The 12,776-nt window shown below is 59.2% G+C and carries 13 protein-coding genes; 7 read left to right on the forward strand and 6 right to left on the reverse strand.

Annotation, left to right across the window (positions count from 1 at the left end; genetic code table 11):
* The first annotated feature begins 191 nt into the window (after positions 1-191).
* The 4 genes from trmFO to hflX all read left to right on the forward strand — a co-directional run bounded on the left by trmFO (position 192) and on the right by hflX (position 5,063).
* Complete coding sequence (gene trmFO / locus H5T64_12880) at positions 192-1,538, forward strand: FADH(2)-oxidizing methylenetetrahydrofolate--tRNA-(uracil(54)-C(5))-methyltransferase TrmFO (protein MBC7265231.1); 1,347 nt, start codon at positions 192-194, stop codon at positions 1,536-1,538.
* 105 nt (positions 1,539-1,643) lie between these two features.
* Positions 1,644-2,513: a M28 family peptidase gene (locus tag H5T64_12885; protein MBC7265232.1), complete on the forward strand. Its 870-nt coding sequence runs from the start codon at positions 1,644-1,646 to the stop codon at positions 2,511-2,513.
* Between the two features lie 27 nt (positions 2,514-2,540).
* Positions 2,541-3,695, forward strand: coding sequence for an LL-diaminopimelate aminotransferase (locus H5T64_12890; protein MBC7265233.1), 1,155 nt, complete (start codon positions 2,541-2,543; stop codon positions 3,693-3,695).
* Positions 3,696-3,740: 45 nt separating this feature from the next.
* A complete protein-coding gene (hflX, locus tag H5T64_12895; GenBank protein ID MBC7265234.1) occupies positions 3,741-5,063 on the forward strand; it encodes a GTPase HflX in 1,323 nt (440 codons plus the stop codon).
* 43 nt (positions 5,064-5,106) lie between these two features.
* Here the strand turns inward: hflX and H5T64_12900 are convergent, their stop codons facing one another.
* From H5T64_12900 to H5T64_12920, 5 genes are all read right to left on the reverse strand, one after another.
* Positions 5,107-5,370 carry a type II toxin-antitoxin system RelE/ParE family toxin gene (locus H5T64_12900; GenBank protein MBC7265235.1) on the reverse strand — a complete coding sequence of 88 codons (264 nt, stop codon included), beginning with the start codon at positions 5,368-5,370 and terminating at the stop codon, positions 5,107-5,109.
* 1 nt (position 5,371) lies between these two features.
* Positions 5,372-5,596, reverse strand: a complete 225-nt coding sequence (locus H5T64_12905; protein ID MBC7265236.1) for a hypothetical protein — start codon at positions 5,594-5,596, stop codon at positions 5,372-5,374.
* Positions 5,597-5,729: 133 nt separating this feature from the next.
* Positions 5,730-6,050: a DUF2442 domain-containing protein gene (locus tag H5T64_12910; GenBank protein MBC7265237.1), complete on the reverse strand. Its 321-nt coding sequence runs from the start codon at positions 6,048-6,050 to the stop codon at positions 5,730-5,732.
* Entirely contained in the window at positions 6,007-6,261 is a 255-nt protein-coding gene (locus H5T64_12915; GenBank protein ID MBC7265238.1) for a DUF4160 domain-containing protein, read from the reverse strand. The genes H5T64_12910 and H5T64_12915 overlap by 44 nt, the downstream gene beginning before the upstream one ends.
* Positions 6,262-6,676: 415 nt before the next feature.
* Positions 6,677-7,444 (reverse strand): SIMPL domain-containing protein, encoded by a 768-nt coding sequence (locus tag H5T64_12920; GenBank protein ID MBC7265239.1) that lies wholly within the window; start codon positions 7,442-7,444, stop codon positions 6,677-6,679.
* A 199-nt stretch (positions 7,445-7,643) separates the two neighbouring features.
* Between H5T64_12920 and H5T64_12925 the strand changes: the two genes are divergently transcribed.
* Complete coding sequence (locus H5T64_12925; protein MBC7265240.1) at positions 7,644-8,948, forward strand: thymidine phosphorylase; 1,305 nt, start codon at positions 7,644-7,646, stop codon at positions 8,946-8,948.
* A gap of 14 nt (positions 8,949-8,962) precedes the next feature.
* Positions 8,963-9,964 carry a hypothetical protein gene (locus H5T64_12930; protein MBC7265241.1) on the forward strand — a complete coding sequence of 334 codons (1,002 nt, stop codon included), beginning with the start codon at positions 8,963-8,965 and terminating at the stop codon, positions 9,962-9,964.
* A 107-nt stretch (positions 9,965-10,071) separates the two neighbouring features.
* Here H5T64_12930 and H5T64_12935 read toward each other — a convergent pair whose 3' ends face one another.
* Positions 10,072-11,607, reverse strand: coding sequence for a phosphoenolpyruvate carboxykinase (ATP) (locus H5T64_12935; GenBank protein MBC7265242.1), 1,536 nt, complete (start codon positions 11,605-11,607; stop codon positions 10,072-10,074).
* A 150-nt stretch (positions 11,608-11,757) separates the two neighbouring features.
* Between H5T64_12935 and H5T64_12940 the strand changes: the two genes are divergently transcribed.
* Positions 11,758-12,776: glycosyltransferase family 4 protein (locus H5T64_12940; GenBank protein MBC7265243.1), on the forward strand; the 1,019-nt coding region annotated here is incomplete at its 3' end.

Raw genomic sequence — 12,776 nt, forward strand, 5'->3', positions numbered from 1 at the left:
AGATTGCTGCTTAGTATGCACCGAATCGAGTCTGGCGTCAACTTGCGCATTACTCCTGGGTACTCTCCGCACTGAATGAGGCCCAGCAAGCATTGCTGGGCCTCCGGTTCTTATCCCAGACTTAGGATGTGTCCTTGCTTCCTGTTTGACACATTCTCTGCGTTTCGTTATCTTATTATTAGGAGGTGGGAGTGTACGAACGGATTGTGGTCATCGGTGGGGGTCTGGCGGGCAGCGAGGCAGCCTGGCAGGCGGCGCAGCGCGGTGTGCCAGTGATTCTCTACGAGATGCGCCCGGTGGCTATGACCCCGGCGCACCGCACAGACCGATTGGCCGAATTGGTATGCTCCAATTCATTGGGCTCAAACCTCCCCGACCGCGCGCCGGGAATGCTCAAGGCGGAACTGCGAAGGCTGGGCTCGCTCATCCTTTCTTGTGCCGACGCCAACGCTGTCCCTGCTGGCGGCGCGCTGGCTGTGGACCGCGAAGCCTTCGCGGAGTGCGTGACCCAGCGAATTGCCTCCCATCCGCTCATCGAATTGCGCCGCGAAGAGATCACGGCTATTCCTGCCAGCGGCATTGTGGTCGTCGCCACAGGCCCTCTCACTGCCGATGCCCTGGCTGCTGATATTGCCCGGCTGTCTGGCCAGGAACACCTCTATTTCTACGATGCAATGGCTCCCATCGTCACTTTGGAATCTATCAACATGGATCGCGCCTTCCGCGCCAGCCGGTACGGGCGGGGGGAAGAGGATTACATCAACTGCCCTATGACCGCTGAGGAGTACTACGCCTTTGTGGATGCACTCCTCGCTGCCGAGACCATCCCTTTGCGCGACTTCGAACGCGAGGACGCGCGCTTCTTCGAGGCTTGTTTGCCCGTAGAGGTGATCGCCCGACGCGGCCGCGACGCTCTGGCCTTCGGCCCGCTCAAGCCCGTCGGCTTGACCGACCCCCACACTGGTCGCCGCCCCTACGCGGTGGTCCAACTGCGGCAGGATAACCTGGCCGGGACGCTGTACAACCTGGTGGGCTTTCAGACCAACTTGAAGTACGGCGAGCAGAAGCGAGTGTTCTCTATGATCCCAGGACTCGAACATGCAGAATTCGTGCGCTACGGGCAAATGCACCGCAACACGTTCATCAATGGCCCCGCTCTCCTGCGGCCGACCATGCAATTTCGGGGCCGCGACACGTTATTCTTCGGGGGGCAGATCACAGGCACCGAGGGTTATGTGGGCTCGACGGCCAGCGGGCTTGTCGCTGGCATCAACGCGGCGCGGCTGGCACAAGGGCTGGAACCGCTCGTTTTCCCGCCCACGACGATGATCGGCGCGCTATGTCACTATGTGTCTTCGGCAGGAGAAGTGAACTTCCAACCTATGAAGCCCAACTTCGGCCTTCTGCCGCCATTGGAGGGCCGAGTGCGGGGTAAGCGGCAGCGGTACGCTGGCTACGTGGCGCGAGGCATGAGGGACTTGGAGATGTTTCTGAGAGAAGCGGGTGGTGCATTTGACCACTGCACTGTTCTGCGTTAGAGTGAGGACTGCAGGGCACTGTTCCAGCCGAAGCCCTTCGCATAGCCACATTTAGCGTAGACGAATTCAGAGATCGTTTCGGGAAAAGGAGCTTGCACTATACGAATGCGATATTTATGGGTGGCGCTGCTCTCATTGCTGCTGGCTGTGGCCTCCTGTGGGCCGATGAGCAACGCGGAGAGCGGCGAATTCGATGGTCAGCGTGCTTACCAAGATATACTGGCTCAGTGTGAATTTGGCCCGCGTCCGCCAGGCTCGCTGGCCCTGCAGGAGACTGGCAATTACATCATTGCCTCGCTCACCAAGGTAGGCTGGGAGGTCGAAACCCAGGAGTTCGAGTTACGGGGCGTGCCATTGCGAAACATCATCGCCAGGAAGGGCACTGGTCCCGTGGTGATCCTGGGAGCGCACTATGATACCCGCCCCTACGCCGACAACGACGCGGTAAACAAAAACCAATCCATCTTGGGCGCGAACGATGGTGCCAGTGGAGTGGCCGTTTTACTGGAACTCGCCCGCGTGCTGGACATAGAAAAGACCCGCTACCAAGTGTGGCTGGCTTTCTTCGATGCCGAGGACAGCGGCAATCTTAACGGCTGGCCCTGGTCTGTCGGCGCGACACACATGGCGGAGACTTTGACTGTGCCCGTCGAGTTCGTGGTCGTGGTGGATATGGTCGGCGACGCCGACCAGCAGATCTGTCGTGAACAGTACTCCGATGTAGCGCTGCAGGATCGCATTTTCAGAATCGCCGCCGATTTGGGTTATGAGCAGTATTTCATTTCCAAGTGTATGCTGGGCGTCATTGACGATCACTGGCCTTTCTTGATGAAGGGCATCCCCGCTGTGGATCTGATTGACTTCCAGTATCCATACTGGCACGCGAGTCAAGATACGGCTGACAAGGTGAGCCCAGATAGCCTTGAGCGCGTGGGCCGGACATTGGAGGTCCTGTTAGAAGAAAATGAAAAGTAAAGTGAGGGAGGAGTAGATCAAAATCGTATGAAAGCAGCCAACCGTATCACCAGTCTACCTACCTACATCTTCGCTGAATCCGGACGCCGGATCGCCGAACTACAGGCAAGGGGTGTGGACGTCATCAATTTAGGCATTGGTAGCCCTGACCTGCCGCCGCCCCGGCACATCATTGATGCGCTGTACCAGGCAGCCCTGAAGCCCGACAACCATGGCTACGCTGGCTACTATGGCATACCTGCCTTGCGCCAGGCAATCGTCGCCTACTACCAGCGCCGCTTTGGGGTGGAACTCGACCCCGACAAAGAGGTGGTAGTGCTCATCGGATCAAAAGAGGGCTTGGCCAACATCTCCCAGGCCTTTGTGGATCCTGGCGACCTGGCGTTGATCCCCGACCCAGGCTACCCGACCTACCGGCTAGGGATGTGCCTGGCGAACGGTGATGTAGCCTATATGCCACTTGTGGAAACAAATGATTTCCTGCCCGACTTCAAGATGATACCAGTGGAGATAGCCCGTCGGGCGCGCATTTTGTTCATAAACTATCCCAATAACCCAACAGGCGCGGTAGCCGATCTGGCTTTCTTCGAACGGGCGGTGGAATTTGCGCGAGAGTACAAATTGCTCCTCTGCCACGACAACCCATACTGCGACGTCGTGTTCGATGGCTACGTAGCGCCCAGCATCCTGCAGGTTCCTGGAGCAAAGGACGTAGCCCTGGAGTTCAACTCGCTCTCGAAAACTTATAACATGGCTGGCTGGCGTGTGGGGATGGCGGTGGGCAATCCCACTGCCGTTGAGGCACTGGCCCGGGTGAAGACGAACGTGGACTCGGGCATTTTCCGGCCCATCCAAGAGGCAGCGGTAGTCGCGCTGACAGGAGATCAATCCTGGCTGCCGGAACGCAACGAAATCTACAAACGGCGGCGTGACGTGGTGATGGACTGGCTCCCTCATGCCGGACTCAAGGCCCGGGTGCCGGCCGCCGGGCTTTATGTCTGGGCCCAAGTGCCAGAGGGCGAGACCTCAGTGGGTTATTGCAACCGCGTGTTGGAGCAGGCCGGAGTGTGGATCACACCCGGGACGGCCTTCGGGCCCGGCGGGGAGGGCTATGTCCGCATCGCGCTCACAGTGCCCGAGGAACGGCTGATGGAGGCAGGCGAGCGGTTAAAAGCGACGTGAGAAATGGCACATAAGCAAACGCAAAGTAATGTGAAAATAAGAGATATGACCCTCCCTTCCGCAACGGAGCAGGTCCCTGCGTTGGCTCCCGCTCCTGTGGAACGAGCCTTGCTGGTGGGCGCACGCAAGAAGGGGGAACAGGCCCCTTTTACATTGCAGGACTCGATGTCCGAGTTAGCGCAACTGGCCCGCACCGCTGGGGTCGAGGTGGTCGGCCAGACCACTCAGGAACTGGAACGCATCAACCCTGCCACCTACATCGGCAGGGGCAAAGTCGAGGAAATCCGTCTGGCTCGCGACAGCCTGGGCTTTGATATGGTGATCTTCGATGACGAACTGGCCCCCAATCAACAGCGCGAATTGGAAGAAGCCCTGGATGTCAGGATCATTGACCGTACCGCCCTCATCCTGGACATCTTCGCCCGACATGCCCACACCAAAGAAGGCGCGCTGCAGGTGGAACTGGCACAGTATGAGTACCGCTTGCCTCGCCTGACCCGGGCATGGACGCACCTGGCCCGCCAGGCCGGTGGTGCTGCCGGGCGAGGCGGCATCGGGGGCGTGGGGCTGCGTGGCCCCGGCGAAACCCAACTTGAGGTGGACCGCCGCGATATCCAGCGCCGTATCACCCACCTCAAGCGCGAATTGGAGAAGGTGCGCCAACAGCGCGCCCAACACCGTCAGCAGCGCCGCCGCCAGGGGATACCGGTAGTCTCACTGGCCGGTTACACCAACGCCGGCAAGTCTACGCTGCTCAATGCCCTCACCGGCGCGGGGGTCCTGGTGGCCGATATGCTCTTCGCTACCCTGGACCCCATCACCCGCCGTCTGATCCTTCCTGGTGGGAAAGAAGTGCTCATCACCGACACGGTCGGCTTCATTCAGAAACTGCCTACCACCCTGGTCGCTGCTTTCCGCGCCACGTTGGAGGAGATCAACGAGGCCGATCTGATCATCCACGTGGTGGACGTAACGCATCCCAATGTGCGCGAGCAAGTGGCCACAGTAGCGCAGGTATTAGAGGAAATCGGCGCCGGAGACGTACCGGTGCTTTTGGCGCTGAACAAGATTGACCGGCTAGACGATCCCGAGGAGGCCCAACGCATCGCCCTGCAGTATCCTGCCCGCGTCGCCATCTCCGCCCTGCACGGGATAGGGCTCGATCGGCTCCTGGCGGCAATTGAGGCGGCCCTGGCCGCTAATATGCAATCCGTCGTCGTTTGCCTGCCCTACGCTCGCCAGGACCTGGTGACCCTGTTCCACCAACGGGGGCTGATTGACCGAGAGGAGTATGGGCCAAAAGGCATCCACATCGAGGGCCGATTGCCCAGGCGGCTGATGGGGGCGTTTGAGGAGTATGCCAAGTAGTTAGACCACCTTTGGTCAATGGTATCCAATCTCTTCGCGTTGCTTATTGCGCTTTGTACACCTCACGGCGGTGCTTTACAAAGTGAACGATAATGTTTGTCTCTACCTTGTCGAAAGTGTAGAGAACTCGGTAATCGCCAACGCGCAACTTGAATACGCCTTGCCACTCACCCGTCAAAGGTTCTGGGGCTACAACAGCAAAATGCTCAGCCAACCAACGAAGTTTTTTGAGAATCCGTTGGGCTACGGGTTTGCTCAAGCGGGCTAAATCTGCTTCAGCGTCAGGGGTAAATTTGACCTGGTACATCTTACCAGTCTAGTCCCAATTTATCCGCAACTGTCTGAGCGGGTATTGTCTCGCCACCCGCTCGTACCGCCGCGAGCGAACGTTGAAGATGGGCTTTTATGTCTTCGCGTAATTCTAGCCCTTCATCGGGGTCGCCGAATATTTCTACAATCGTCTGTGCTACGACTTCTCGGATCAGGTCTTTGAGCTCGTCTACAGTCAGATCAGCAACACTTGGGTGAACCATTTTTTACCTCCAATTCGCGCTTCATCTGCGTGTGGAGCGGGCGGTCGGCTGTAACTCCTCGGGACGCTGTGCCATCCTTCGCCTCACAAGAAACAGGCTGGAGCTGGTTCTTAGCATCCGCGTGTTAAGTGGCCTATGGCTGTTGCCTTTGTTCCCGCCGCTGGAGCCATCGCTTGAACGAGGCAGGACTTTCAGTGGACTTCTTACCAAGCAGTAATCCTTCAATGCCGATGTCTTCGTCGAGATCGGGCCAATGAATGCCGTAACCTGCGCCGCTTATCTCAAAATTGGCGCGCTCGGCTGGCGTTCCATGAGCCAGGCGCGGATACCAGCCAATGGGCACGGAAATCGTACGCCCGTCTTCTAAATCCACCGACAACGTATCTTCCGTTACTGTCACGTTGACCACTCTAGGCAGGGCCAGTGTGGCCGCTACAGAAGGCATCCCATTCATTTCTCAACCTCTCCAGGTTTTCTCTCGTGATCCGCTCAATATCGCGTAACTCTTTGCGGCTGTAGCCATAGTTTTCAGCCAGCGACGCGTCGGGGTCAAGCCAGAACTTCGCACTCTTGTTCTCCCGATCTATGTGCATATGGCGTGGCTCGCCGCAGTCGTAGGAGTAAAAGTAGAATCGGTAGGGCCCAATTCGCAAAGCAGTTGGCATAGGATTAAGCAGCCCTCATTCCTTCATTCGTTCGTTTTAACCGAGATACCGGGCAGAGAAACCGTCGTGCAGACAGTGCATCCCTCCACGTTGCCCCCACTCTGCGAAGGCGGAGAGTCGCCTCACTATGTGTCATGCGACAGTTTTGCCGCATAATACGCCGTAGTGAAGCGCCATCTGGCGACCGTTGCGATGTTGACTGTTTGGAAATAGTGTACCGCAGACTGCTCCCTAAGTCAATCTTGCCCGAGCCTTTACGAAGAGTTGGCCAAAACATTATGGGTGCGGGATTACACCAAGAGCATGTCGGTTGCGGTCTCACATGTGCTGGAAACGCTTTGAAATGTGGAACAGGAGGCCAGTCTGGGGCCGGCCTCCCGCTGCGTGGAGTAGATCTGTGGTCCTGCGAGACGCACTACTCGATCTCGAAACTCACCGACACCTGCACGGTGATGGTCAGTTCGCCGCCGGAGATGGGGGGAGCCGCCACACTAACGTACTCGTATGCGGCTCTCGCTGGGACCGGCGTGGGCGCTTCGCTCGCGTACTCGCTCACCGATTGTACCCGACCGAGTTTGAAGCCCAGCCCCTCGGCCAACTGTGCCGCCCGGGCCTTTGCGTCGGCCATGGCCTTATCCCGGGCCTCACGCTGCAACGCTGTCGGGTCCGACACGCTGAAGGAGACACCGCCTACCTGGTTGACTCCGGCGACCACTGCCTTCTCCAATAACTCGCCCACCTTGTGGATGTCACGCACGGTTACCACCACATTGTTGACCACATGGTAATACACCACGCCGGTGGGCTGGCCCTCCTTGTCGTACACTTGCTCGATCCAGATGTTGTAGTTGGCGGTGCGGATGTCCTTGTCCGCCACGCCGAGCGCCTTGATGGCGGCCACCACCGCGTTCATCTTATCGGCGTTGGCTGCGGCCGCTTCAGAGGGCGAGGTGTCCTTGATCTCCACGCCCAGTTGGACGTAGGCGATGTCCGGCGTGCCCATGGCAGTGCCGCTGCCCGTCACAGTTACGACGCGCGGCTGGGCTTCGGATTGCCCGCTCGAGAGCGCTGCCACACTGGAGACACCTGATAGCGGGGTCGCCGTCGGCGAAGAGCACGCTGCTCCCAACCCCGCGATCAGCAGGGCGATCAGGAGCATGCAGAGAGTCTTCTGTGTTTTCATTTAGGACCTCCTTAACGAGTTTCGCATATACAGACGACATAGGCTGGACACTTGTTCCATTCGCATTAGGTTACATTTGAGGGCATCAAATACCCTGGTACTCCTCCAACCGGCGGGCGTTCTTGGCAAACCGTGCCTCCTTGTGCTATTATTTGACCGCAATGATCACTTCATCTGTAAAACGTGGAGGTACGCGAGGATGCACGCTGTAGATATTATCATCAAAAAACGCGATGGAGGCGAACTCACCCGCCAGGAGATCGAATTCTTCGTCATGGGCGTGGTGCACGGCGAGATCCCCGACTATCAGGCTGCCGCCTGGTTGATGGCGATTGTCCTGCGCGGGATGAGCAAGCGCGAGACTGTGGACCTCACCGAGGTGATGGCTCGCTCTGGCGATGTACTGGACCTCTCCGATGTCGCACCGATGGTGGTGGACAAGCACTCTACCGGCGGTGTCGGCGACAAGGTTTCGCTGGTCGTCGCCCCTATGGTCGCTGCCTGCGGCCTGCCAGTGGGCAAGATGTCAGGCCGGGGCCTCAGTTTCTCTGGTGGGACGCTGGATAAACTGGAGTCCATCCCCGGCCTCAACGTCCACCTGACCATCGAGCAGTTCAAACGCCAATTGGCCACCATCGGCATCGTGATCGCCGGGCAGACTGCCGACTTGGCCCCTGCCGACGGGATACTCTACGCCCTGCGTGATGTAACCGGCACCGTGGAGAGCCTGCCCCTCATCGCCAGTTCGGTGATGAGCAAGAAGATCGCCGCCGGAGCCAACGCCATCGTGCTCGACGTGAAGGCGGGCCGGGGCGCGTTCATGAAGACGGTTCAAGATGCCGTCGCATTGGCGAAAGTGATGGTGGAGATCGGCGAGGGCGTCGGGCGCAAGGTGCGCGCCGCGATCTCGGACATGAACCAGCCGCTTGGCAATGCAGTGGGCAATGCCCTGGAAGTCGCCGAGGCCATCGCCACACTGAGGGGATACGGCCCGGAGGATTTGACCGAACACTGCCTGACCATCGCCGCGCACATGCTCATCTTGGGCGGGCTGACCGACGACGAAGCCCAAGCGCGGACTCGTCTCGAGGAGGCCGTCCGTTCTGGCGCGGCGCTTGAAAAATTCCGCCAGATGGTGGAGGCCCAGCATGGCGACCCCGCAGTAGTGGACCACCCGGAGATCATGCCTAGGGCCAGCATTGTTCGGTCCGTGGCCGCGCCCCAGGACGGCTGGGTGAAAGCACTGGACGCCATGGAAGTGGGACTGGCAGCGGTCGGGTTGGGCGCAGGGCGGGAGAAGAAGGGTCAACCGATAGATCATGCCGTTGGTTTCCTTTTCCACAAGAAGATCGGCGACCGGGTGAAGTCAGGTGAACCGCTCTTCACCGTCCACGCTAACAGCGAGGCGGCATATCAAGTGGCATCAGAGTGGGTACTGAGAGCCTACGAGTTCAGCGCCACGGAAGTGCCAGCGCCACCGCTCTTCTATGAGATAATCAAGTGAGGCTTGGAGGGACCGTGATTCGCGCGAATCCGGAACAATGCGCCTGGCTGGCCCAGGTAGTAAAGACCATCCGTGTGCGCCGCGAGCCCTGGCTGGTCACGCCGAGCAACGAGACCGAACGCCACCGTGAAGCCAACTATTGGTTCTACATCGTGGCCATCTGTCAGAACACGAAGTCCTTCGCCGGCACCATCGGAGGGCGCTGGTACCGCGGTTGGGACTATCTCTGCGCGGCCACTCGCCGCTGCCTGGACGATTTCAGTGATGCCCAGATCATGTTACGCTACAGCAGTGAAGACCTGCGCCGTGTTCTCTCCGATGACTTCAACCCCACCCACTCGACGATAGACCGCGTGGAGGAGCGCGTCCGCCAGTTGCACGAGTGCGCTCGAGGGTTGCTCGAGCGCTACGAGGGACAGGCCATGAATATCTATTACGCATCCGGAGGGCGTTTGCGCGGCGAAGGGGGCCTATTGGAGAAATTGGCCGCGTTCCCGCCTTATGCCGATCCCCTGCAGAAGAAATCGGTGTTACTGGCGGGTCTCCTGGATGAGATCGGCATCTGGCCGTTAGCCGACCGAGATACGCTGAAGGTGGCGATGGACTACCACGCCGTGCGTGTGGCCTTGCGCACGGGTATGGTCGAGGTAACCGACGCGGGACTGGCGCGAGCGCTCAAGGCGCGGGAGCCAGTGAGCGATGAGGTGAACCATGCCGTGCGCCGGGCAGTGAGCGAGGCCTGCGACCTCATCGTGGCTGGGTCGGGGATGAGGGTGTTCGATTTCGACAAGTATATCTGGCAACTGGGCCGCAGTTGCTGCTTCTACGAGCACGAACCCATCTGTGGCAATGGTCGCAAGGGCGTGCCCTGTTTCAAGCGCGAGCGCTGCACGTTTATCCAGGCTACGACCTACGAGTGTCCCAACGTGTGCCCATTTGACGGCGTGTGCAAAGGTAGTCGCGACCCAGAATACAGAGCATACTGGGAAACGAACGTGTACACAGAGTATTATTGAGGCCTTCTGCCGCGAATCCTGTCCAATCAGCGGGAACCGGAGATCGCTGAGGGATTATACAATAAAACCTCTGCGAACTCTGTGTCTCGGCGGTGAGTTGTTTTCTATCACTCCATTGTCTTCAGGATAGCTTCATCCAACCCTTCGAACCGGCGCAGCCACGCCACCCGCTCGGCTCGCAGTGCTTGGACTCGCTCATGATATTCCTCTGCCGTATAGTAGCGCCTCGGGTCCAGGTGAGAGATATCCATGCCGTCCACGTGCTTGGGGATGAGGTAACCCCAGTCTGGGTCGGTTTCCCACTCGATGCCCCCACGGGCGATCTGCTTGATGATCTCCGTCGAATCCACGATGCGGATCTTCTCGCCTGATTGCCCCGGTTTCTTTCCCACCATGCCGGTGTTCATCACAAAGCACTCCACCTGAGGGTTGGCACGCAGGAAATTCATGAATATGTTGCCCTCATCGGATTCTGGCCCGATGATGAAGGGGTTCGTGCCTACACAGCGCACCGATTGCCCTGCTTTGGCGGGGTCGCCAGCCGAGGTCTCAATGCTCTCGCCGAGCATGAAAAACGCACCCGCCTGCTCCGGCGACAGTTTCGCCACAGGCGGCACTATGGTCTCGCTTCGGGTAATGAAAACCATGATGTGCGCGCAGGGCAGATCAATCTCGCCATCGGTGTAAACCATATCGCGGCGGAAGGCGATGGCGCGGCCATTGGTGGTTAACGTGCCGTCGTCGAAGTCCACAGTGCCGTCCGGATTCACCCAGACATTCTCGAGCATGGCATGGGGCTGGGTGCAGGCCCGGTAGAGCAGCGGCTGGGATTCGGGTTCCAAACCATCGGTCTTGAGGTAGAAGTTGTCCTCCGTCCCATAGCAATAAGCATCTGGACGCATCAAGACGACATCGTCCTGGCGGATAACCACGCCCTCTTCACCGGACAGGAAATGATGGTGACATGTGAGCGTTGTCTTCCCCGTTCCGCTCAGGCCGAAGAGAAGCACTCCCTTCTCCACCAATCGGCCCCGTACATCGCGCACGCGGATGATCTTGCTCCCGGCATGCAAGCCCAACATTCCCCGCAACTTGGCGTGGTACATGGCCATGCGCAGAAAAGACTTCTTGATCTCCCCCATGTAATCCGAGCCCAGCACAAATGTGGTGAAAGAGTGGGGATCCACCAACACCCACCGTTCGCGGGTCTTGCCACGCCATTTGGGAACCATGATGGTGGTAAGATCTGGTTCCTCATCCACCCGGTCGGGTGGGAGATCAAACAGGGTCTGCCCCCACATATAGGCGATGCGGGCGAAATCCTGAAGCACATAGAAGCGGCAATGTAGGCGCTTATGCCCGTAAGCATCTTCGGGCGTGAGACACATCATGCGGTCCAGGCGGATCACCCGCTCAGTGCGCAGGCTATCCATGACGTTATTGATGGTCTCCACCATCTCTGGTGTGGGTTCATCGTACACTATGTCCGTGAACTTGGCGCTGCGGCTGCGGATGCGCGAGATGTAGCGCGGACTGCCGAATACAGTTGTTGTCTCCTCGATGCGCGCCATCTCACGTAATTCGGCCCAGGTAGGGTTGGCCATATTGCTCGCTGCCACGACGGGCCGCTTGAAGACGTTCATAGCAGAGATCCCTCCGATGATGTCAAAATCAGCGGGATATTATACTCCGAAGGGCTACGAAAGCAAATTGCACCCAATCCTTGTCTTCCGTGAGATGATACAGTATAATCGGCATAGCATCGGGCCATTTGTCCCGACGCAAGGAGCGAAATGCGCGTTCTCATGCTCTCGTGGGAGTATCCGCCGCACATAGTCGGCGGGTTGGGCCGCCACGTGACCGAATTAGTGCCTGCGCTGGCCCGCCAGGGCGTGGAGGTCGAAGTGGTCACGCCCCGCTGGGCTGGAGGCGAGGCCAGGGAGGCTTCGCCATCTGGTGCCGTCATCCACCGCGTGGACCCGCCCGACGTCGGCCTGGCCGATATCTTCACCTCCGCCTGGCAGACCAACACCCGCCTGGCCGAATTTGCCGCGCCCCTCGTCCGCCCGGACCCAGCCGGCTCCTCCTCCCGCTGTCGCGCCGACATCCTCCACGCCCACGACTGGTTGGTCTCCTTCGCTGCCGTGGCTCTCAAGACCAACTTCCACATCCCCCTGCTGGCCACCATTCACGCCACCGAGCGCGGTCGGGGCCACGGCTATCTGGGCAGTGATATGTCCCGTGCTATCCACAATGCGGAGTGGTGGCTCACTTTCGAGGCCTGGCGTGTGATCTGTTGCAGCGGTTACATGGCGAGCGAAGTCATGGGCTTCTTCCACGTCCCACCAGACAAACTGGACGTCATCCCCAATGGCGTGGATACCTCGGTGTTTGACGCCCTGGATGAGGAGGACCTATCGTACTTCCGCACGATGTACGCGCTGCCGGACGAGCGCATTGTCTTCTACGTCGGGCGAGTGGTGCACGAAAAGGGATTACACATCCTGGTCGAGGCAGTGCCAAAAGTTCTGTCTGAGCACCCGGAAGCCAAGTTCGTCATCGCCGGCACCGGCGGTATGCTGGAGGCGTTGCGTCGACGGGCCTGGGAATTGGGCGTGGGGCCGAAGGTGCTTTTCACCGGCTACATCCCCGACGAAGCCCGCAACCGGCTGTACAAAGTGGCTGACGTGGCGGTCTTCCCCAGCCTGTACGAGCCCTTCGGTATCGTGGCTCTGGAGGCTATGGCAGCGAGAACGCCGGTAGTGGCGAGCGATGTGGGAGGCCTACACGAGGTAGTGAAGCACGGGGAGAC

The organism is Chloroflexota bacterium (assembly GCA_014360825.1).
In the GTDB taxonomy this organism is placed as follows: domain Bacteria; phylum Chloroflexota; class Anaerolineae; order UBA2200; family JACIWT01; genus JACIWT01.